The 23,040-nt window shown below is 37.5% G+C and carries 21 protein-coding genes and 1 tRNA gene; 18 read left to right on the top strand and 4 right to left on the bottom strand.

The features are described from left to right. Positions 1-19: 19 nt before the first annotated feature. The gene (locus IGM13_RS04415) at positions 20-388 is read right to left on the bottom strand and encodes a DUF4828 domain-containing protein (RefSeq protein WP_002355908.1); all 369 of its coding nucleotides are present in this window, start codon (positions 386-388) and stop codon (positions 20-22) included. Between the two features lie 198 nt (positions 389-586). Here IGM13_RS04415 and sfsA point away from each other — a divergent pair, with 198 nt between their 5' ends. The 16 genes from sfsA (at position 587) to IGM13_RS04495 (ending at position 15,315) form a co-directional block, all read left to right on the top strand. Further along, positions 587-1,318, top strand: coding sequence for a DNA/RNA nuclease SfsA (sfsA, locus tag IGM13_RS04420; RefSeq protein ID WP_002355909.1), 732 nt, complete (start codon positions 587-589; stop codon positions 1,316-1,318). Between the two features lie 105 nt (positions 1,319-1,423). Then, complete coding sequence (locus tag IGM13_RS04425; protein WP_002383416.1) at positions 1,424-2,422, top strand: Gfo/Idh/MocA family protein; 999 nt, start codon at positions 1,424-1,426, stop codon at positions 2,420-2,422. Between the two features lie 26 nt (positions 2,423-2,448). Continuing rightward, positions 2,449-3,750 (top strand): DEAD/DEAH box helicase, encoded by a 1,302-nt coding sequence (locus tag IGM13_RS04430; RefSeq protein ID WP_002419336.1) that lies wholly within the window; start codon positions 2,449-2,451, stop codon positions 3,748-3,750. Positions 3,751-3,794: 44 nt separating this feature from the next. After that, entirely contained in the window at positions 3,795-6,500 is a 2,706-nt protein-coding gene (locus IGM13_RS04435) for a sigma 54-interacting transcriptional regulator (protein WP_002355912.1), read from the top strand. Between the two features lie 228 nt (positions 6,501-6,728). After that, the gene (locus tag IGM13_RS04440; protein WP_002355913.1) at positions 6,729-7,046 is read left to right on the top strand and encodes a PTS sugar transporter subunit IIB; all 318 of its coding nucleotides are present in this window, start codon (positions 6,729-6,731) and stop codon (positions 7,044-7,046) included. Between the two features lie 141 nt (positions 7,047-7,187). Further along, the gene (locus IGM13_RS04445) at positions 7,188-8,651 is read left to right on the top strand and encodes a PTS sugar transporter subunit IIC (protein ID WP_002364646.1); all 1,464 of its coding nucleotides are present in this window, start codon (positions 7,188-7,190) and stop codon (positions 8,649-8,651) included. A 43-nt stretch (positions 8,652-8,694) separates the two neighbouring features. Further along, positions 8,695-8,913, top strand: coding sequence for a hypothetical protein (locus IGM13_RS04450; RefSeq protein ID WP_002355915.1), 219 nt, complete (start codon positions 8,695-8,697; stop codon positions 8,911-8,913). A gap of 13 nt (positions 8,914-8,926) precedes the next feature. Then, entirely contained in the window at positions 8,927-9,127 is a 201-nt protein-coding gene (locus IGM13_RS04455; RefSeq protein ID WP_002355916.1) for a DUF3188 domain-containing protein, read from the top strand. After that, complete coding sequence (locus IGM13_RS04460; RefSeq protein WP_002355917.1) at positions 9,127-9,537, top strand: DUF3284 domain-containing protein; 411 nt, start codon at positions 9,127-9,129, stop codon at positions 9,535-9,537. The genes IGM13_RS04455 and IGM13_RS04460 overlap by 1 nt, the downstream gene beginning before the upstream one ends. A gap of 275 nt (positions 9,538-9,812) precedes the next feature. Beyond that, a complete protein-coding gene (locus tag IGM13_RS04465; RefSeq protein WP_002355918.1) occupies positions 9,813-10,139 on the top strand; it encodes a PTS sugar transporter subunit IIB in 327 nt (108 codons plus the stop codon). 22 nt (positions 10,140-10,161) lie between these two features. Beyond that, a complete protein-coding gene (locus tag IGM13_RS04470) occupies positions 10,162-10,482 on the top strand; it encodes a PTS lactose/cellobiose transporter subunit IIA (RefSeq protein WP_002355919.1) in 321 nt (106 codons plus the stop codon). Positions 10,483-10,547: 65 nt separating this feature from the next. Further along, on the top strand, positions 10,548-11,825 hold the full coding sequence (locus IGM13_RS04475; protein WP_002355920.1) for a PTS sugar transporter subunit IIC: 1,278 nt from the start codon (positions 10,548-10,550) through the stop codon (positions 11,823-11,825). 83 nt (positions 11,826-11,908) lie between these two features. Next, positions 11,909-13,303 carry a glycoside hydrolase family 1 protein gene (locus tag IGM13_RS04480; protein ID WP_002355921.1) on the top strand — a complete coding sequence of 465 codons (1,395 nt, stop codon included), beginning with the start codon at positions 11,909-11,911 and terminating at the stop codon, positions 13,301-13,303. 57 nt (positions 13,304-13,360) lie between these two features. Next, entirely contained in the window at positions 13,361-14,554 is a 1,194-nt protein-coding gene (locus IGM13_RS04485) for a GNAT family N-acetyltransferase (RefSeq protein ID WP_010816387.1), read from the top strand. Positions 14,555-14,874: 320 nt separating this feature from the next. Continuing rightward, a tRNA-Arg gene (locus tag IGM13_RS04490) sits at positions 14,875-14,948 on the top strand. Positions 14,949-14,982: 34 nt separating this feature from the next. After that, the gene (locus IGM13_RS04495) at positions 14,983-15,315 is read left to right on the top strand and encodes a putative quinol monooxygenase (protein ID WP_002358903.1); all 333 of its coding nucleotides are present in this window, start codon (positions 14,983-14,985) and stop codon (positions 15,313-15,315) included. A gap of 113 nt (positions 15,316-15,428) precedes the next feature. Here IGM13_RS04495 and ppdK read toward each other — a convergent pair whose 3' ends face one another. Next, positions 15,429-18,074: a pyruvate, phosphate dikinase gene (gene ppdK / locus IGM13_RS04500; protein WP_430598724.1), complete on the bottom strand. Its 2,646-nt coding sequence runs from the start codon at positions 18,072-18,074 to the stop codon at positions 15,429-15,431. Positions 18,075-18,243: 169 nt separating this feature from the next. Here ppdK and IGM13_RS04505 point away from each other — a divergent pair, with 169 nt between their 5' ends. Next, a complete protein-coding gene (locus tag IGM13_RS04505; protein WP_002355926.1) occupies positions 18,244-18,873 on the top strand; it encodes a helix-turn-helix transcriptional regulator in 630 nt (209 codons plus the stop codon). A gap of 12 nt (positions 18,874-18,885) precedes the next feature. Next, positions 18,886-19,698: a pyruvate, water dikinase regulatory protein gene (locus IGM13_RS04510; protein ID WP_002355927.1), complete on the top strand. Its 813-nt coding sequence runs from the start codon at positions 18,886-18,888 to the stop codon at positions 19,696-19,698. A gap of 70 nt (positions 19,699-19,768) precedes the next feature. Here the strand turns inward: IGM13_RS04510 and mprF are convergent, their stop codons facing one another. Further along, entirely contained in the window at positions 19,769-22,300 is a 2,532-nt protein-coding gene (gene mprF / locus IGM13_RS04515) for a bifunctional lysylphosphatidylglycerol flippase/synthetase MprF (RefSeq protein ID WP_002419110.1), read from the bottom strand. Continuing rightward, positions 22,297-23,031 (bottom strand): alpha/beta fold hydrolase, encoded by a 735-nt coding sequence (locus IGM13_RS04520; protein WP_002358908.1) that lies wholly within the window; start codon positions 23,029-23,031, stop codon positions 22,297-22,299. The genes mprF and IGM13_RS04520 overlap by 4 nt, the downstream gene beginning before the upstream one ends. Between the last annotated feature and the right edge of the window lie 9 nt (positions 23,032-23,040).

Here is a 23,040-nt window from a genome sequence, read left to right on the forward strand (position 1 = left end):
ATGTGTCGTGGGTGATTTATTAATTGTAAATGGCCCGTTCTAGTGTGTAGGTTTCGTCGTCGGCTTCATCGTAAAGCGTCGCAGGGACACCATTTTCACATTGAATGATTAAATGGTAACCTAACTTGTCTAAGATAACTAAGCGTTTAGGGGTTAATTCAACAAGCAAGGCATGCGTTTGTTTGCCATCAATGAAAACATTGAAAGATGAGGTGATTTCTAAGGTGTGTTGCGTGGCTTTCTTCACGTCCACAAACCACCAATGCCCAGTATAGTTGTGTTGAAGCTCCTGTGGGGAAGGGAGCTGTTTATTTTTTTTCCAGAGGATAGAGCCTGCTAATCCAGTAAGTAAAGATGCACCAACCAAGAAAGTCCAATGTTTTTTCAAAGAAATTCCTCCTAACTTTCATTTTCATTTATTCGTCTTCGTTACCTTTATTATATAGAACTTGTCTAAAATATTCGACTAAATCGCTGAGAATTGACAAATATTTAATGATTGACACAAGATAGTAAAATTGTTGGTTTTGGTCTATACTTTTCCTTGTTTTTTTATGGTATAGTGTGTAAGAAAGGAAGTCTGTGTATGAAGTACCCGAATGTCCAACTTGCTTATTTTATCGAACGACCCAATCGGTTTATTGCACACTGTCGTTTAATGGAAACGAATGAAGAAGTAATCACACATGTCAAAAATACTGGCAGAGGGAAAGAAGTTTTTTTACCAGGTGCTGTTGTGGCGCTTAGTTATCAACCATCGCCTAAAAGAAAAACAGATTACGATTTGATTGCAGTAAAAAAAGGTTCTTTTTGGATTAATATTGATAGCCAAGTACCGAATACATTAGTCAATGAAGCGTTAAAAAATGGTCAAATTGTGCTTCCTGGTTTAGTTGGTACGATCCAAACTGTTAAACGTGAGCAACGATTTGCACATTCAAAATTTGATTTTCTAGTGGAAACGGATGCAGACGAACAAGCTTTTGTCGAAGTGAAAGGCATGACTTTAGAAAATAAAGGCATCGGTGCTTTTCCTGACGCGCCAACACTTCGTGGCTTGAAGCATGTCACTGAACTAATGGCTGCAACTAAAGCGGGTTACCGCTGTTACATTTTGTTTGTGGTCCAATTTGAAGAAATTAAGCAAGCAACGATTCACCAAGAGATGCAACCTGCCTTTGCTGAAAATGTGGGTGCTGCAATTGATCAAGGTGTGCAAGTCCTTGCTTACAATTGCCACGTAACACCAGCAACGATTGAACTTAAGTCACAGGTAACCTTTGATTTATTACAGGCATTTGATGATCCTAATAAATAACTTGAAGAACTCCTAGCGCTTTAAGGCAGGGTAATTACGTGACTTTTGTACGAGAGATTACTATTATAAAGAGAGTAAATAAACAAAAAATGGAGGTTTTTGATTATGATACATTTAGGCGTAATTGGTACCAATTGGATTAGTCATCAATTTGTTGCAGCAGCTTTAGAAACGGGTGCGTATGATTTAACGGCTGTTTATTCTCGGAAACTAGCAACGGCACAAGAATTTGGTTCTCGCTATGGGGATGTGGAATATGCAATTGATTTAGAGACGTTTTTTGGTATTGCACATATGGATACGGTTTATATTGCCTCACCAAATTCATTACATTTTGAACAAGCGAAACAAGCAATTTTAGCGAAAAAAAATGTAATTGTTGAAAAACCAGCTTTTTCAACGCCTGATGAGATGGCAGAAATTATTGAATTAGCGAATAAAAATCGTGTGTATTTCTTTGAAGCGGCCCGTAATATTCATGAGCAAAGTTTCCAAAAAATTGCTGAATTATTGCCATTAAAAAACCAAATTTTAGGTGCGAATTTTACGTATATGAAATATTCTTCTCGCTATGATCAAGTATTAGAAGGCAAAGAGCCAAATATTTTTTCTCCTCATTTTTCTGGGGGAGCCTTAGCGGATTTAGGCGTTTATTTAGTTTATGCAGCCTTAGGTTGGTTTGGCGTACCAAAGGAAAGCCATTATTTTGCTAGTAAAATTGCGACAGGTGTCGATGGCTTAGGAACAATTATTTTACGTTATGATCAGTTTGACGTGACGTTAAATACTGGGAAAATTAGTGATTCTTTTGCGCCATCCGAAATTTACTTTGAAAACGGGACCTTGATTTTAGACAGTGTCAATGCTATTTCTTCGGCTGAGTACCATGATCGCGCACATGAAGAACGTGATGTCTTAGATATTCAAGTAGCCGATAATCCAATGATTGAAGAAGCTCGTGATTTTGCAGCAGTTTTAAATAACCCAACAGATAAGTATTGGGGCACCAAGTATGAAGAATGGGTTGAGCTTGCTCGAAATGTCAATAAAGTAGTCACTGATTTACGTCATAGTGCCGGCATTATTTTTGATGCTGATAAATAAGAATTAAGCGATAGGAAAGGAACAATATGAGATTTTTAGAACAACTTCCAGAGGCTTGGCAAGAACAGTGGCAAGCTTCTGGCTTTAACGAACCATCAACAATTCAAGAAAAAAGTTTTACGCCCCTTCGCGAAGGAGAAAATGTTTTAGGAATTTCGCCGACAGGAACTGGAAAAACACTTGCTTATATGCTGCCTTTACTCTTAACTGTTGAAAAAGGACAGGGAAATCAATTGTTGATTATTGCTCCGTCTCAAGAATTAGCTATGCAAATTGCTGAAGTTGCTCGGACTTGGGCTAAGCCACTTCAATTAACGGTTCAAACGTTAATCGGCGGGGCAAATGTTTCACGCCAGATTGACAAGTTAAAAAAACGTCCCGAAGTGTTAATCGGAACGCCAGGTCGGATTTTAGAGTTAATGAAGAACAAAAAAGTCAAAGCTCAGTTGTTAAAAACAATTGTAATGGATGAAGTTGATCAACTTTTCCAAGAGGAAGAGCTAAGTTTAACCAAGCAAATTTTGACACACACACCAACCGAATACCAACTTGTTTTTTATTCAGCGACTGCTGATCGTGTCGTGAATCAAGCGCAATCTTTAAGTCAAAAATTACAGGTGATTGATGTGACGGAAGAAGATACTTCAGCAGGTCAAGTCGCCCACTACTTTATTCGGTTAGCACCAAGAAAAAAAGCTGATTACTTACGTCGTTTGGCCCATACAGAAGCATTCAGAAGCATGGTCTTTTTCAATCAAGTTGCTGATTTAGGTGCAGCAGAAGAAAAATTAGTTTATGAGAATGTGCCGGCTATTGGTCTGGCTTCAGATCAAAGTAAACAGTTGCGTAAATTGGCGATCGATCAATTTAAAGCAGAACGAGTGAAGTTGTTATTAACCACGGATATTGCGGCACGGGGCTTAGATTTCACTGGGGTCCCTTACGTCGTAAACGTAGATGTTCCTTTAACCGAAGAGAGCTATATTCATCGTTCTGGTCGCGTTGGCCGGATGGGTGCACAAGGGGCAGTGATTACGTTTATCAACGATGGCACCAAAAGGGATTATCAACGTTTGATGAAACAATTGGCCATTCCTTATCAGGAAATCTTTTTATATGATGGTGCACTTCATGAGCAGTCAAAAGCCAAAGATGAACTAGAAAAAAAGAACGTAGTCAAAGATACGTCTTCAGAAAAAAAGAGTACGAAAGAAAGAAAACCAGAAACAGTAAATTCTGTTGTCAAAGAACCACAAGAAACACGCAAAAAGAAGAAAAACAAAAAGAAAAACACGAAAAATAAAGGAGCTCGTAAAGCGAAGAAATAACGCTTTACGAGCTTCAAGCAGAACGTTGTATCGAGGAGGATTCCATGAAATCTCGGAAGGAAGAAATCTTAGCGTTACTTCAAAAAAATGAAACTGGCTTAACGGCAGGAGCGGTAGCAGAACAGTTAATGATTGATCGCAGTAATGCCAGCCGTTATTTAAATGAATTATTCAAAGAAAAGAAAATTACTAGAAGTACTGGACGTCCTGTTATCTATTCAGTGCCAACAATCAATGAAGGAGAACAAGTCCATGTAGATGAGTCCACCTCTGTTAGTTTTGACACATTAGTAGGTGCCAATGATTCTTTAAAAGTGAGTATTCAGCAGGCCAAGGCGGCTATTTTATATCCACCAAGAGGTTTGCATACGATTATTTTTGGGAAAACAGGAACAGGTAAATCTCTTTTTGCTGAATGTATGTACCGTTTTGCAATTGATTCAAAAACCTTAGATGAAGATGCCCCTTTTGTCTCTTTTAATTGTGCTGATTATGCACAAAACCCACAATTATTATTTGGTCATATCTTTGGCGTAAAAAAAGGCGCCTATACTGGTGCGAATGAAGATAGTCCAGGCTTAATGGCAAAAGCAGATGGCGGGATTCTCTTTTTAGATGAAATTCATCGCTTACCGCCAGAAGGTCAAGAAATGCTCTTTACGTTTATTGATAAAGGCGTGTACCGTCCATTAGGAGAAAGTGGTCAAACCTATGAAGCCTCTGTTCAAATTATTGGTGCGACAACGGAATCCTCAGAAAACTTTTTAACCACTTTTAATCGGCGGATTCCGATGTCGATTACATTACCATCTTTAGATGCACGGACGCTAGATGAGCGTTATGCCATCATTTCGTTATTTATTCAGCAAGAGGCAACACGTTTGGGCCAACAAATTGATATCGAACGCGAAGCAGTTTTGGCGTTCATGTTATACGATGCAGAAGGAAATATTGGTCAGGTGAAGCGGGACTTAAAATTAGTTTGTGCTAAGTCATTTCTTTATTACCGGACGCACAATTTAGAACACTTGGTTATCCGTAAACGGGATTTGTCGTTACCTGTCCAAAAAGGATTATTAAAAATTAAAGAAGTACCTGAGCGCTTGGATCAATTTGTCGACAGTAAAAGTAATTATTTATCTTTCCAGCCAGGTACTAACAAAATTGTTTGGTCGCAAGATCCAGCTAGAGACATGCAAGTTTACAATGAAATCGAAGAAAAAGTCGCTGACTTGTCCGAAGCTGACTTAGAAAATGTTGATTTAGAAGAATTGATTTCTAAAGATATGAATGCGTATTTTAAAAATTATGTCGAAGAATTAACCCAACATTCTTTACATAAGGAGTTACTACCAGAAGCTATTTGGGACTTAACGAATCGTCTTTATGATATCGCAGAAGAGCGTTTGGAACACACGTACAATGAAACAGCGCGCTTTGCCTTTGCGCTTCATTTACAAAGTACGATTGAACGTGTCAAAGAAGGTCATGTGATTGTCCATCCTGATTTAAATAATGTCCGTAAAAACATGAAAAAAGAATTTCAAGTAGCCTTAGATTTATCTTCTATTATTGAAGAAGAGAACAACATAGAGATTCCTTTCGATGAAATTGGCTTTATTAGTATGTTTTTATCTATTAATGTCGGTAAAGAAGAAAGAACTCCAGAAAATAATGTTGGTGTGTTCGTCTTAATGCATGGGGATTCTACTGCCTCAAGTATGTTGAAAACCGCCCAAGAACTTTTAGGAACGTCAATCGGAACAGCGATGAATATGCCGTTAACGATGGAAGTTCAAACAATGTATGAACAATTACGAAACCAAGTAATTACGCAAAAAGAATCGTTAAATAATGGGATTTTATTACTGACCGATATGGGTTCATTAAATTCGTTTGGAAATATGTTGTTTGAAGAAACAGGTATCCGAACGAAGGCGATTACAATGACGAGCACAATGATTGTCTTAGAAGCTATTCGAATGGCAAGCGTGGGACGAAGTTTAGAGGACATTTACCAAAATATTCAACTTTCTTTTGAAAGCGTTGTGAGAGAACAATTTCGTTCTAGTCTGCAAAAACGTCAAAACGTTAAAAAAGCAGTAATCGTGACGTGCTTTACTGGAGAAGGGGTTGCCGCAAAACTATACCAACGAATCTTACCAGTTATTGATGAAACAAAAGTGGAACTGATTCAAATGCAATTTATTGAACGAGAAACGTTTAAAAAGCATATCGACAACTTGATGGAAGAATATGAAATTAAGGCCATTGCGGGAACTGTGGATGTTGAATATCAAAATATTCCCTTCTTTTCCGTCTATGATATTTTTGATGATGAAAAATTAAATGTACTGAAACGGATTGCTAGCGATGAAGTGGCGATTGATACAATTGTTCATTCACTAAGTGGCGTCATTACTTCTGTGGACTCCTTACAAAAATTAATTCTCATGTTACAAAAAACAGTTCATCAAATACAAACAGACATGCATATTATTGTTGAACCAGGGGTGGATGCCGGAATTATGATTCATTTGGCTTTTCTGGTAGATGCTTTAATTAAAGGAGAAGAAGCAAGAACTTTTCCAAACTTAGCGGAATATGTTAAAACACATCGTTTAGAAATCGATGTCGTACGCACGAATTTTATGTTAATTGAACGGGCGTATCGTGTGACGATTCCAGAAGCGGAAGTTGCGCATGTTACCCAAATGTTTTTAGAAAATGAAATTAAAAGTAAACAATAATAAATAAAAAAACATCAAGAAATGAGAAAACGCTCTCTTTTTTCTTGATGTTTTCTTTTTGTAAGTTACACACAATTTTATGTGTGTAAGCGTTTTCTTTTAGTGTGTGCACGCTTTTTTTGATAGCGAAAGCTGTTATATCAGTATTTTAATGAGGAAAAAACTTGGCACAATTATTGCTATAAATAAAGTGTATAACGTCATAACTTTTAAGGAGATGAAGAAAAAATGGCAAAAAAAACAATTATGTTAGTTTGTTCCGCAGGAATGAGCACAAGTTTATTAGTAACAAAAATGCAAAAAGCAGCAGAAGATCGTGGCATGGAAGCAGACATCTTTGCAGTATCGGCTTCTGAAGCAGATACAAACTTGGAAAATAAAGAGGTAAATGTTTTATTATTAGGCCCACAAGTTCGTTTCATGAAAGGACAATTTGAACAAAAATTACAACCAAAAGGGATTCCTTTAGATGTAATCAACATGGCAGATTATGGCATGATGAATGGCGAAAAAGTTTTAGATCAAGCAATCTCATTAATGGGATAAGGAATTAAAACGTTTAAGAAAAGTGAATAGCAAACAAGGATAGTGCATGTTACCAAAGGTTTTATTTTGTACGCTCGATTCATTCGTTTAATGAGGCTACTGCCTTTTTAATAAATATAAATGGATACAGGAGGAATAAAAATGAACGGATTAATGGCATGGATGGAAAAATATATCTTACCAACTGCCGCAAAAATTGGTGCACAGAAACATCTGGTGGCACTAAGAGATGCTTTTATTGGTACATTACCTGCGACAATGGCTGGATCAGTCGCCGTAATGATTAACGCAATTATTCGAGATCTTCCCCAAGAGTTTGTCTCAACTTATGCGGCAAGTTTGGAAGCAGACAAAGGTATTTTTGCAGTATTGAATGTCATCATTGGGATTAATGGTTTTGTTTGGAATGGTACATTGGCTATCGCTGGTTTGATTTTCGCTTTTTCTTGGGGCTATAACTTAGCGAAAGCATACAATGTGAATGAGCTAGCTGGTGGGATTGTCAGTTTAGCTACCTTAATTTCAGGTGTTGCTTTTGCACCAAATAACACAGCTGAATTAGCTGTGAAAGTGCCAGAAAAGATTGCCAACGCAATTAATGGGGCAGAAATTGGTGCGTCAATTGCTAATAATCAATTGACTGTCAATCCATGGGGTTGGTTAAATCTCAACCATCTAAATGGTAACGCTTTCTTTACAGTGATGATTATGGGGGCTTTATCAACCATTATTTTTTGTAAATTAATGCAAGCGGATTTAACAATAAAAATGCCTGATTCTGTTCCGCCAGCAGTTTCAAAAGCGTTTGCGGCAATTTTACCAGCAACAATCGCGTTGTATGTCGTAGCAATTATTAACTTTACGGTGTCAAAACTTTCAGGCGGTCAATTATTAATTGACTTAATTCAAAAATATATCGCGGAACCGTTCCTTGGGTTATCACAAGGACTAGGAGCTGTGTTAATCGTAACGGTTTTTGTTCAAATTTTCTGGTTCTTTGGTATTCACGGTCCAAACGTTTTGGCACCAGTTCTTGAAGGAATTTGGGGACAAGCACAATTAATTAATATTGATATTTTCCAAAAAGGTTATGAAGGAAAAACAGGAACAGCTGCGGTTTTAGCCGCTATTGACGACGGTAAAGCCTACATGTGGGTCCGTGGTTCGTTTGATGCTTTTGCTTGGTTTGGTGGTTCAGGCGGTACAATTGTTCTAATTATTGCAATCTTGTTATTCTCCAAACGAGCAGATTATTTAACAGTCGGTAAATTATCATTAGGACCTGGGATCTTTAATATCAATGAACCGATTATGTTTGGTTTACCAGTTGTTCTGAATCCAATTATGTTTATTCCATTTGTAATTGCGCCATTAGTTGCTACTACAATTGGCTGGGTTGCAACGTATCTTGGGTTAGTAGCCCCAGTTTCTCAACAAGTCGCATGGGTGACACCGCCGTTGCTATTATCTTTCTTAGCGACAGGTGCCGACTGGCGCGCACCAATCGTAGCATTGGTATGTATGGTAGTCACTTTCTTGATTTGGACACCGTTTGTTATCGCTGCTAACAAAATGGATCCTGCATTAGGCGAAAGTGAGCAATAGGCAATAAAAACAGCAATTACTTGTATAGAAAGGAGCGAGCGGCATGATTTCGATTGCAAGTGCAATGAAGCAAGAGGAAATTATTACTTTATTAGAGGCATATCAAGGGGAAAATGAAACATTTACTTTTAAAGAAAAGAATGGTATTAAGTTATTTTTTGAAGTTGAAGGAGACCCTGAAACTGCTGCACAAGTTGCAAAACAGTTGATTAAGGAACAACCTTGGGGTGGCGTTTTATACTTCCAAGCAACGGTAGTCTAAAAAGATAGGATGGATGAAAATGATTAGAAATGGATTATTTTTATGTAGTATTGGCTTCTTGATTGTTTTGTATTCGTTGAATCCCAGCTCCTTAAACTATGATTTATTAAGTCTGACAACGGGGATTTTTTTCATTGGACTTGGTGGTTACCTGTTTTTTAAAGGAAAAAAAGTTGCTGAAGAAGAGGCGACAAAGGATGAGGTGAAACGGTAATGGAAATTACGAAAACATTAACTATTTCAGCAGATGAATTTTACACGCAATTAATGAATTCTGTTATTTTTGATATCCGTAAGCAAACAGGCAAAACTCTTACAAGAAAGCAGTTGCGTAAGTTTGAATACATCAAAGAATATAGTAAAAATAGTCGCGCGAAAATAGTTATTGAAGAAGCTGTAGAAAATAAGACCTATCAATTTCGAACATCCACAACTAAAAATGATTTCTCGGTGCGGTATGAGCTCCAGCCAATTGATGAAAAAAGCTGTGAACTGCGTTATACAGAAACAATGGTTTCTTATGGGGCGTTACAAAAACTGAATGATGCAGTATTAGGTATCTTTTTAAGTTATTTTAAAAAGAAACAGTTTTATAAAATGCTTAAAATGATGGAAACTGCTTAAAGGGAAAAAGCGGCTTTTGTCCAGTTGATTCTCTTCAGCTTTAGAAAGTGAGCGATGAGTCGTTTCGACTTATCGCTCACTTTCTTTTGTTGCCCTATTATTTTGGAAACGCACACAAAAAAGCTGTGTGTAATCGTTTTATTTTTAGTGTGTACACGCTTTCCATGTTGAAAAACGTTGTCATATCAAGGGTTTCAATGTGTTAAAACTTGGCACGCTTCTTGCTTATATAAAGGTGTAAAGCAAAACAAAGAGAATTTAGGAGATGAAGGAAAATGGCAAAAAAAACAATTATGTTAGTTTGTTCCGCAGGAATGAGCACAAGTTTATTAGTAACAAAAATGCAAAAAGCAGCAGAAGATCGTGGCATGGAAGCAGACATCTTTGCAGTATCGGCTTCTGAAGCAGATACAAACTTGGAAAATAAAGAGGTAAATGTTTTATTATTAGGCCCACAAGTTCGTTTCATGAAAGGACAATTTGAACAAAAATTACAACCAAAAGGGATTCCTTTAGATGTAATTAACATGGCGGACTATGGCATGATGAATGGCGAAAAAGTTTTAGATCAAGCAATTTCATTAATGGGATCATCAAACTAGAGCAGAAAATGGGGTAGAGGTAATGGACGGACAACAGAACTTAGAAGCAATCATGGGTTTAATCATGTATGGCGGAAATGCTAAAAGCGATGCAATGGAAGCGATTGCCGCAGCAAAATCGGGGGATTTTGAATTAGCAGACAAAAAAATTGCAGATGCAGAAGAATCACTTGTACATGCACATCATTCGCAAACAGGAATGTTAACAGAAGAAGCAAAAGGCAATAACATGCAAGTAACATTGTTAACAGTGCACAGTCAAGATCATTTAATGACTGCGATTGCATTTACAGATTTAGCAAAAGAAATTATCGATCTTTATCGCCGTATTGATAACGAGTAATCTCGTTGTCAATACGTCTTATAAGAAAAACGCGCTTGAGAAAGCGTTAATTAGGAGGAATAACAATGGACGGATTTGTTCAATGGATGGAGAAACACTTTATGCCGAAAGCGTCAGTAATCGCAGCGCAACGGCACTTGGTAGCAATTCGTGACGCGTTTGTCGTAACGATGCCATTAATGATTTTAGGGGCTTTGGCGGTATTAATTAATAATATTCCAATTCCAGGATATGAGGACTTTTTAAACAAAATTTTCCCAATGATGTATAACGATGCACCAATTTGGAAAAGCTTTGGTGGCAACATTTGGAACGGTACATTCGCAATCTTTGCCGTTTTAGTAGCCTTTTTAGTAGCACACAATTTAGTTAAATCTTATGGAAAAGACGGCATTGCAGCCGGTACAGTTTCTGTAGCTTCATTCTTCGCAGTTGGCGGCTTAGAAGGCATGGGCGCAACTGGATTATTTATTGCTTTGATTATTGCACTTATTTCAGGAGAACTATTCCAACGTTTATCTGGCAATCCTAAATTAGTTATCAAAATGCCTGATGGTGTACCACCAGCAGTAGCAAAATCATTTGCGGCATTATTACCAGCAATGATTACAATCAGTTTATTTAGTTTAATTACATCAATTCTATTTGCTTTAGGAATTGACAATATCGTTATTTCATTCTACGAAGCAGTTCAACAACCATTTATGGGACTTGCAAACAGCTACCCATCAGCATTATTGTTAGCTTTCATTACACCATTCTTGTGGTTCTTTGGTTTACATGGTGCCAACATGGTTGACCCATTAATGCAAACAATCAACGTACCAGCGATTGATGCGAACATTAAAGCTTTAGAAGCAGGTAAAGCAATTCCTTATATTGTAAACAAACCTTTCTTTGATTCATTTGTAAACTTAGGTGGAACAGGGGCAACATTAGGTCTGTTAATTGCTATCTTTATCGTAGGTCGTCGTAACAAACCATACAAAGTCATTACAAACTTAAGTTTAGCACCAGGACTATTTAATATTAATGAACCAGTCATGTTCGGTTTACCAATTGTTTTAAACCCAATTATGTTTATCCCATTCATTTTAGTCCCAATGGTTCTTGTAACTGTTGCGTATGTGGCGACAGCAACTGGTTTAGTACCAGCTGCAACCTTTATGCCACCTTGGGTAACACCACCAATTATTGGCGGATTTTTAGCAACGAAGAGTATCGCCGGCGGAGTTTTAGCAGCTGTTAACTTATTGATTTCTATTTTGATCTACATGCCTTTCGTAAAAGTAGCAACAGATCAATACTTGAAACAAGAAGCAGCCGCAGAAGCAGCTGAGTAAAAAATCGAAGGATTGAATCGTCCGGACTCTTACGGAGGGTTCAATCCTTTTTTTAATGATTAAATCGTAAAGGAGCAAACAACATGAAATATCAATTTCCAGAAAATTTTTGGTGGGGTTCTGCAGCCAGCGGTCCTCAAACAGAAGGCGTTTTTGAAGGTGATGGTAAAGGTCAAAATATTTGGGATTTTTGGTATCAAGAAGCGCCAGAAAAATTTTTTCAACAAGTCGGTCCAGATAAGACCTCACAATTTTATAAAAAATACCAAGAAGATATTCAGTTAATGAAAGAAACGGGACATAACTCTTTTCGAACATCCATTCAATGGAGCCGTTTAATTCCAGACCCTACAACAGGGAAAGTCAATCAAACAGCAGTTGATTTTTATAATCAAGTGATTGATGATTTATTAGAACACGGGATTGAGCCCTTTATGAACTTGTATCATTTTGATATGCCGATGGTACTTCAAGAAAAAGGCGGTTGGGAAAGCCGTGAAGTGGTTGATTTGTATGTCGACTTTGCCAAAACCTGTTTTGAATTGTTTGGCGATCGCGTGAAAAAATGGTTTACGCACAATGAACCAATTGTACCAGTTGAAGGTGGTTATCTCTATGGCTGGCATTATCCTGATAAAGTGAATCTAAAAGAAGGGATTCAAGTACTCTATCATGAAGCTTTAGCTAGTGCCAAAGCGATTGCTGTTTATCATTCTATGAACTTATCAGGTGAAATTGGCATTATTTTAAACTTAACGCCGACTTATCCTCGTGATGAGCACAATGAAGCCGATGTAAATGCGGCTAAATTTGTCGATGGTTTCTTTAACCGTTCGTTTTTAGACCCGGCTGTTAAAGGTCATTTTCCAGAAGATATGGTTGCCTGGGCGAAAGCAAATGACTTGTTGCCAGAAACAACGCCAGAAGATTTAGCAATAATTGCTGAAAATACTGTGGACTTATTAGGAGTAAACTACTATCAACCACGTCGTGCCAAAGCAAAAGAAACACCTGTTGAAACACGACCAGAAGGCTTACTTCCAGAAGATTTTTATGATGTCTACGATATGCCTGGCAAAAAAATGAATCCTTACCGTGGCTGGGAAATCTACGAAAAAGGCATTTATGATACATTAATGAATTTAAAAGAAAATTATGGCAACATTCGCTGCTACATTTCAGAAAATGGCATGGGCGTAGAAGGAGAAGAACGCTTTGTCAATGAACAAGGAGTCATTGAAGATGATTATCGGATTGAATTCGTGCAAGATCACTTGAAATGGGTGCATCAAGCGATTCAAGAAGGTAGTAATGTTCAAGGATATCATATGTGGACGTGTATGGATAACTGGTCTTGGCTTAATGCCTATAAAAATCGTTACGGCTTCATCGCTGTGGATTTAGATGATGATGCGAAACGGACCATTAAGAAAAGTGGTCGTTGGTTCAAAGAAATGACAGCAAATAACGGCTTTTAGAAAGAGAACCGTTTCTGTGATAAAATGAATTGATACAATGTGCGAGGAGGAAAGAAAATGACAACTAAAAGAGTCAAAAAAATGGGCAAAGAAGAAATGAAAGAGATGTTTGATCTTGTCATCTATGCTTTTAATCAGGAACCCACGGCGGAACGCCAAGAACGTTTTGAAAAATTGTTGTCACATACGCAAAGCTATGGCTTCCTAATTGATGAGCAATTAACAAGTCAAGTGATGGCGACACCTTTTCAAGTGAATTTCCATGGTGTCCGCTATCCCATGGCTGGAATTGGCTATGTGGCTTCTTATCCAGAATATCGTGGTGAAGGCGGCATCTCTGCTATTATGAAAGAAATGTTGGCTGATTTAGCGAAACAAAAGGTTGCCCTTTCTTACTTAGCACCGTTTTCATATCCATTTTATCGTCAATATGGCTATGAACAAACATTTGAACAAGCGGAGTATACAATTAAAACGGAAGACTGGCCACGTGTTAAACGAGTTCCGGGTACCATTAAACGAGTTTCTTGGGCTGACGGTAAAGAGGTCATTAAAGACGTATACCTTGAAAATCAAAGAGCGCACTCTGGTGGTGTGATCCGTGAAACTTGGTGGCTGGATTATACGCTGAATCGTGCCAGTAAACCAAATAATCAAGCGATATATTATTCGTCAGAAGGGAAAGCAGAAGGCTATGTGATTTATCGGATAGCTGCCGGCACCTTTGAAATCGTAGAATGGAACTATTTAACTAATACAGCTTTTAAAGCTTTAGCTGGGTTTATTGGCTCACATAGTGGTTCCGTTCAATCGTTCCATTGGATTAATGGTTTTGCTGGAAAAGATTTAAATGATTTAATGCCAACGCCAGCAGCTTCTGTAAAAATTTCACCTTACATGATGGCACGAATCGTTGAGTTACAAACATTTCTGGAAAAGTATCCATTTCAATCAGGAGAAAAAGAAACGTATTCTTTAGAGATTGAAGATTCCTATGGGCCATGGAATGAAGGCATTTGGACAATCACAATTGACGAACAAGGAAAAGCAACAGTGACTAAAGGTGCTGCGGAAAAAGAAGGGACTGCTGCTTTGAAAGCAGATATCCAAACGTGGACGCAACTATTCTTGGGCTATCGTTCAGCAGAAACGTTATCTTTTTATGAACGCTTGCAAGGAGACGCAACGACAGCTCAACGTTTAGGCCAACGTTTAGTCAAAGGCATGCCAATTTTAGAAGATTATTTTTAAAAGTGTGTTTATTCGCAAAAAATGACAGAACCTACTATAATAAAAATGTAAAAAGAATTATTTTAGAAAGGTGATGGGGACAATGGCGAAAACGAAACAAGAAAAAGTTGCACGCAATAACAAAATTGGGCAATATATAGCTATTGCGACAGGACTTTATTATTTAGGAAAAATGATTCTTGATCGGCGGCAAAAAAAATAATAGATAAAAGAACGACGTGTTTCACTGAAAGAAAGTATCTCGCATAATTGTTTATGCGGGATACTTTCTTTTTGTCTATTGACAGATGTAGTGAAGACTTCTAAAATTAAAACAGATTGTTCTCGTAGCTCAGTAGGATAGAGCAACCGCCTCCTAAGCGGTAGGTCGCTGGTTCAATTCCAGTCGGGAACGTAAAAAGGCAAGTAAATTTAGGGGGGGAAGACAGATGGCGATTACTATAAATATTTATTATAGTGGGACAAATGGACGTGCAAGAGAATTTGCCAAAGAAATGATTGCCAGCGGAATTGTAGAGGCGATTCGTGCAGAAAAAGGGAATAGTCGCTATGAATACTTTTTTCCAATGGACGATGAAGAAACAGTTCTGCTAATTGATAGTTGGACAGATCAGGAAGCATTAGACAAACACCACGCTTCTCCAATGATGACCCGTATTACGGAACTTAGAGAAAAATATGATTTGCATATGAAAGTAGAAAGATATGTATCAGATGTAACAGACCCCTTGACAAAAGATGCTGCGTTTATAAGAAAATAACCAGAGTGCAATCATTGATCTTAAAATTTAGTGCTAGGAACATCAATCGTTTCGACTGATGTTCCTAGCACTTTTTATCTTGTAAGGATGAATCATTTGTTACACACGTTAAATTAAAGAAGGACCATTTGTTCTTCAGTCACAGCCGGTTCGGTTAAAATTTTGGCTTGGGCAGCTGCGAGTTTCGCAATAGGTACCCGATAAGGTGAGCAAGAGATGTAGTTTAGGCCAAGTGTTTGGAAAAACGTGATGGATTGCGGATCACCACCGACTTCTCCACATACGCCAATACTCATGTTTGGTTTAGTGCGACGCGCTTTCTCTACAGCTAATTGAATCAGTTGACCAACACCTGTTTGATCTAGTGATTGAAACGGATCTTGGGTAATGATTTTCTTTTCCCGATACGTATTAATGAATTTACCGATATCATCACGAGAAAAGCCATAGGTCATTTGTGTTAAATCATTTGTTCCAAAGCTGAAAAAGTCTGCTTCTTCTGCTAACTGATCCGCAATCAGACAAGCTCTAGGTAGTTCAATCATTGTCCCGATTTCGTAAGGGAAAGGAGTCATTTTATGTTCTTCAAAGAGACCGTCAATCGTTTCTTTTAAAATGCGTTTGAGATAGAGAAGTTCTTCTTTTTCGGCGATTAGAGGAATCATCACTTCTGGATAAACAGTAATTCCTTCTTTGACTAATCGAATGGCACTAGTAAATAAGGCTGTAACTTGCATTTTGTATATTTGTGGTTGGGTCACACCTAAGCGACAACCACGATGGCCCAACATTGGATTGGTTTCTTGTAACCGTTCAATTTGTTTGGCGATGGTCACCGGGAACCGTTGTAGTTGCTTCGCCAATAATTGAATATCATTCTTTTCATGAGGTAAAAACTCATGCATCGGCGGATCTAACAAGCGGACCACCATGGGCTTGTCTTGAACTACTTTCAGCATTTGATAAAAGTCTTCCTGTTGAAAATGAAGAAGTTGCTCCAACGCATAGGCTGCTTCCTTTTCAGACTCTGCTAAAATCAGGCGACGCATTTCCAAGACACGCTCTTCACCGAAAAACATATGCTCTGTTCGCGCTAAACCAATCCCCGCTGCGCCAAAACGGATAGCAGTCTCTAAATCTTGTGTAGTTTCTGCATTGGCACGAACAGTTAAATCAGCATACGCATCTGCCCAAGACAAGAGCTCTTGAAGGTCATCGTTATTATCAGCAGAAATTGTGGGAATTTCGCCAAGATAAATTTCCCCCGTTGAGCCATCGACGGAAATGATTGTTCCTTCTAAGATGACTTGTGGACCGCAGTGTAGTTGTTTGGTTTCTTCATTGACGGTTAAACTTTCACAACCAGTCACACAGCAAGTTCCCATTCCTCGTGCGACCACAGCGGCATGAGAAGTCATTCCGCCACGACTGGTCACAATTGCTTCGCTTACAACCATGCCTTCAATATCTTCTGGTGAAGTTTCTTGACGAACAAGAATGACTTTCTTTCCTAGATTGGTCAGTTCTTTGGCTTTTTCTGCTGTAAAAACAATTTGGCCACTTGCTGCACCAGGACTAGCAGGAAGTCCCATAGCTAAGCGTTCCATGTGTTGTCGTTTCTCTTGATCAAACACGGGATGAATTAATTGATCAATCGTATCAGGTGTCACACGCAACAGTGCTTCTTGTTTAGTAATACGATTTTCTTTGGCTAAGTCTAAAGCAATTTTAACCGTAGCTGCGGCGGTTCGTTTTCCGTTTCTTGTTTGTAAAATATATAATTTTTCATTTTCAATGGTAAATTCAATATCTTGCATGTCACGATAATGATATTCTAAAAGTTCTGCGTAATGGCGAAAATCTTGATAAACTTTTGGCATAGTCAAACGTAAACGACGAATGGGTTCTGGCGTCCGAATACCAGCCACTACATCTTCTCCTTGCGCGTTCAAAAGAAACTCTCCAAACAGTTGATTTTCCCCTGTGACCGGATTTCTAGTAAAGACAACGCCAGTGCCACTGTCTAGTCCACGATTGCCGAAAACCATTTCTTGAATGTTGACAGCTGTACCTAAATCATGTGCAATATGATGTAAGTTTCGATAAACCACCGCACGTTGATTATTCCATGAATCAAAAACAGCTTTGATTGCTTCAAAAAGTTGTGCGACAGGGTCTTGCGGGAAGACCACCTGATGTTGTTCAAAAACTTCTTGGTAGCGGACAATCAAGGCGAAATGATCTTCTTCTTGAAAAGCGGTAATTTTTTTGTTGAGCTCTTGTTCCAAGCGCTCTTTTTGTTGGTCAAATAATTCTTTGGGAATGTGATAGACGACGTCTCCAAACATTTGAATAAGTCGGCGATAACAATCAAAAGCAAAACCAGGAGAGGTTAAGGTCGCAAATTTTTTCACACGTTGATCATTTAAACCCAAATTTAAAATAGTATCCATCATACCAGGCATCGAGAAGGCAGCACCACTGCGAACAGAAACTAAGAGAATCTCATTATCCGCGGTAAAAGATTTGCCTGTTTCAGTTTCTAAGTTTTTAACCGCTTTCAAAATTTTTGATTGTAAGTGTTCTTCAAAGAAAGTAGCATCTGCCAAATAGTCCATACAGCAACGGGTTGTAATCGTGAATCCTTGCGGAATCGACAAACCTAAGCGTGTCATTTCTGCCAAGTTCGCCCCTTTACCACCAAGAGTCTCTTTACCTTCATTGTGTGTTTCGTTAAAAGAATAAATAAACTTTTTCATGCGTGACCTCCGTTTAATATGTGTCTTATATGTTCAATAAACATCATAATAGACGGAAATAAGTTTGTCAATAGAAAAAGTTTCTTGTCAATATGTTGAAAAAACAATAAATATGTGTATAATTGTAAGCGAATGCACAATTTGTTTAAGAGGAATTGAGGAGGAAATGATGAAATTAAGTAAACGACAAGAGCAAATTATCGCTGTTGTAAAAGAGCATCAGCCAGTTAGTGGTGAACGCATTTCGGACATACTAGCCGTTTCACGTGCGACATTGCGTTCTGATTTGTCTTTTTTAACACTTTCAGGAATTTTAAAAGCAAGTCCGAAAGTTGGTTATACTTACGAAAGTGATAACATGGAGGCTTTTTTCTTTTTTGACGTTTTTCAAACAAAAGTTCAGGAGATCATGAGTCCACCATTGATGGTTGCCCAAGACACCTCAATTCGAGATGCGATTACCAACTTGTTTATGTATGATGTCGGTTCTCTTTATGTCATGGATGAAGCAAAAGAATTATTAGGGGTTTTGTCACGAAAAGATTTATTACGAGCCTCTTTAAATACAAATATTGATGGCACACCTGTTGCTGTTTGTATGACAAGAGTGCCACATGTGAAAACCTGCACACCAGAATTTACTATTCTTGAAGCTGCTGACACTTTGCAAAAATACGAAGTGGATTCTTTGCCAGTCGTTGAAAAAGAAAATCCTAAAAAAGTTATTGGAAAAATTACGAAAACGAAAATTTTAACCTATATTACGCAACAAGCGAAAGAAGCCGCACAAAACAGATAAGGGAGCTTAATTATGAAAAAAGAAATCATTGTTTATACTATTTCCGATTCACTTGGAGAAACATCACAAAAATTGTTAGCTGCAGCAAGCGCACAATATCCAGATATTTCTTTTCTTAATCGATACAATTTTTCTTTTGTCACAACAGAAGAAGAATTATTAGAGATTTTAAAAGATGCCTTAAAAGATAAAGCCTTAGTTGTCAGTACATTAGTCAGTAAACAACTAATCACAGCGGCGAAAGAATTTAGTGAACGAACAGGGTTGTTATATTTAGATTTAATGGCGCCATTTTTTGAATTAATTCAAGCGAAAGCCGGAGTAGATCCTATTGAAGAGCCTGGACGACGCCACCAACTAGATCGTGCCTATTTTGATAAAATCTCAGCGATTGAATTTGCTGTAAAATATGATGATGGCAAAAATCCTCAAGGGTTTCTTGATTCTGATATATTGTTGTTAGGCGTTTCGCGGACCTCAAAAACGCCAGTCAGTATGTATTTAGCGAATCAAGGCTACCGCGTTTCTAACTTACCATTAATTCCAGAAGTTCCATTGCCGCCAATTTTGGAAGAAATGGATCCACAAAAAATGATTGGTTTAGTTTGTTCGCCAGAAACATTAGGACAGATTCGTAGCAGTCGGTTGGCTTCCTTAGGTTTAGGTAATGAGACCAGTTATACCAATGTTGAACGGATTGAACAAGAATTAGCTTATGCCGAAGAAATTTTTGCGAAGTATGGTATCCCAGTGATTGATGTAACCGCAAAATCTGTCGAAGAAACAGCCTTTTTGATTAAAGAAAAACTAGATGAAAGAAATTAAAAAGCTTGGCAACCTCACTAAATTTCAGTGAAGTTGCCAAGCTTTTTATACTTAATTGGGCTTCTTTTTGTTAGTCAATATTTTTTTGATCGACAATGAGTAAAGCGATCATCACGTAGACAATCCAGCTACTTTTAGAATAAAGTGTATAGCGGGGTTGCCATTTGCTAGCAAATTTTTCCTTGTATTCGCGTAATCCTTGGAAGGAGTAAATTTCTGAACCAAATTCATAAATTAACGCAGCAATCCGTTCTTGAATAAAACTTTTTCTTGATTGACCAACGTTGGCTAACGGAGCCATCCCTAAATTGAAATAATGAATATTTTCTATTTTCATATATTCAAATAAATGAATAAATAGGAAATCCATACTTCCAGAAGGGGCTTTTTCTTTATGGTGACGCATCAAGTCAATGGTACCAACTTCATTTGTGTAACTAGGAATGATATTAGCGAAAGAGACCATTTCTCCTTCAGCATTTCTGACAACAGCAATTGGGTTTCTTTGAAGATACGCTTCATCGAAAAATCCCAGTGAAAAGCCTTTTTCTTTTCGATTGTCTAACCAACTATCTGAAATAGCTTTTAATTCGTGCATTTGTTCGGCACTAAAAGGAGGTTGGAGTACGTCAAATGAATAGCCGGCTTTGGTAATTTTATTAAACACTGCGCGGGTACCTTTGAATTTTTTCCCAGACATCGTAAATGTTTCTAGATTAACTAAGGCTTCTTCGCCCATTTTGATAAATTCGTAGCCGTATTCGTGTAGTAACATCACGCTGTCCTCATTGGTTTCGTAAAAGACGGGTACATAGCCGAAACGATCTGTTTCTTTAAGGAATGCATCAATCGCCGCAGGAAAATCTTCTTTGTTCCCCGAAGGATTGCCCATCACAACGCATTTATTATTAATGGTGTTGAATTGTAAAAAGACAGTCGGTTCTTCTTTGGGATATAAGAAAACCTGTTTATCATGAAGAAAGACAAGTTCACTGTCAATATTCCCGCCATAAGTTGTTAAGATATTATGCAAGATACTATCTTCTGGAAACTCACCCACTTGGTGTTTTTTCCCTTGGAGGTAGCGAACAAATAGAAAGTTAAAACTCATAACTAAGAGGATAGCGATAAATCCTGACAACCAGATCCGTTCGGAAGGGAACAAGAAAAATTCCACAAAATGATGACGATGGTGTGGGAAGTTCGGTAAATTATAAACACCAATTACCAGGTATAACAAGGTCAACAAGCCAAAGATAAACCCATCAATCGTCATCCACTCCCAAGAGTAAACCAGTTGTTCACGGTACAATTCTGATTTTGAAAAAATAACGATAAATAATAAAATAGCTAAATAGAAAATGGAAAACATACTAAAGTCAACAACAAATGAATACAAGATAGCACCAATTAATAAAATAATCGTTGGATAATAGGCTCTTTTAACACGATCAGCAATCCCACGTCCCATAATTAATAATGCAAAGCCTAAAACAATACTCGGAATTTGAATAATAATATGTGAACGGAAGGGGTTAATATCTCTTAACCAATGCACTTGAGTGAAGGCTTCTGGAATAGTGGCTAGGAGCACCATCATAATTCCTGAAAAATAAAGTAAAACCACTTCCAATTTGTGGGCAATTTCCAAAGTAATTTGTTTCAGTAATTGTCGATAATGAGTATCCAATTTTTGGCTTAAGTGTTTTGTAAAGAACAAACAGCCAATTAAGAAAGGGATAATATAATAGAATAAACGATAGAGCAATAACCACAAAACAATAATTTCACGATCGACACCTAAGTTGCTCAGTCCTAAAATCATCATGACATCAAAACTACCTAAAGCCCCTGGAATCATCGAAGCAATCCCAATAATCGAAGCTGCTACATATAAAGGAACAATATCAATTAAAGGAATCGGTACATCTAATAAGTAACCAATACTGATAAAGGTAATTAAAACACCTGTCCATTCTAAAAACGAAGAAACAACTAGAGATAAGCGATTTTTTGCATCGAGGTTACCAAAGGAACTATTTTTTTGGAAATGTAAAATAAGATAAAGTAATGGGAAATAAAGACCGCCACCTAATAACCAAATCCAATATTGCTGTAAATAAGCCATCTTTGGATCAAACTGAACAAGGAAAAAGCAAAGAATACTATAAATAGATAGACCGGATAACACAAAAAGTAAAATATGGGTTAACGCAGGTAAAATTTTCTTTTCCTCTGTTTTATTTCCATAAAATTCAGAACGAAGTCCCATGCTGACCAAACCACCGAATCCACCAATATTATTGATTGTATTGACAATCCAGCTAGATTCAAGGAGTTCCCGTTTTGAGACTTTCAAGTTTAAAATGCGATTTAATGTTAAGTCATAATTTAGCATCGGAGTAACGGAAACTAAACCGATAACCATCATCAATAACAATTTCCATAGCGGAATCTCATCAAAAATCTGTTTTAACTGTTCAAATGAGATCGTTTTACCAATTGATAAAAGTTGGGCAACAACAATAATTGAGACCGCGATAACAAACAGTGTTTTTAGTAATCCTGTATGCGTTTTGATCCAATGAATAATTTGTTTCATTTAGACACCTTCATTTCCTTTAAGAATTTTTCGATTGTTTTATTAAAAATATCTGGTGAGTTTTTGGCAAATAAATGACCTTGTTTATTTACCAAGACCAATTTGCCAGCAGGAATGGCATCAGCAATCGCCCGTGAATGGGAAAGCGCAATTAAATCTCGACTGCCAGTAATAACAAGAGTAGGACAGGGGATGTGTTCTAAATCTTGTTTTGTCAGTCCAGTATCTTCAAATAACAGAGCCACGATAGGGAGCCGTGCGCGCAATTTTTTTGAAAAAAAGGCGCCAATACGACAAAACCAATATTGAAAATAAGTGGCAATCGTTACATATTTTTTTAGACCAGACATGGTGACATTTCCAGAATTTAAGACGAGTTTGTTGACGAAATCAGGATATAAATGGGTAAAAACCATGGCAATATTTGCTCCGTCACTAAAGCCCAATAAATTAATTTTTGTTAAGTGTTCTTGTTGAATAATACCAGCTAAATCTTCTGCCAAAAGCGGAAAAGTTAATTGACTTTGTGTATTGGTGGAACGTCCATGTCCGCGGGTATCCACCGCAATAACTTGATACTCCTTGGAGAAATAAGAAATTTGATAATTAAAAAAAGTATGATCATTGCCATTACCATGAAGTAACACAAGGGGGTAATTTGTTTCTTTGCCAAAAATTTGATAAAAAATTTGACTGCCATCTATTGTTTGAAAATATTTTTCTATTGCCATTCTCCGTCA

Origin of the sequence: Enterococcus sp. DIV0561 (genome assembly GCF_050539875.1) — a bacterium.
Taxonomy (GTDB): domain Bacteria; phylum Bacillota; class Bacilli; order Lactobacillales; family Enterococcaceae; genus Enterococcus; species Enterococcus faecalis.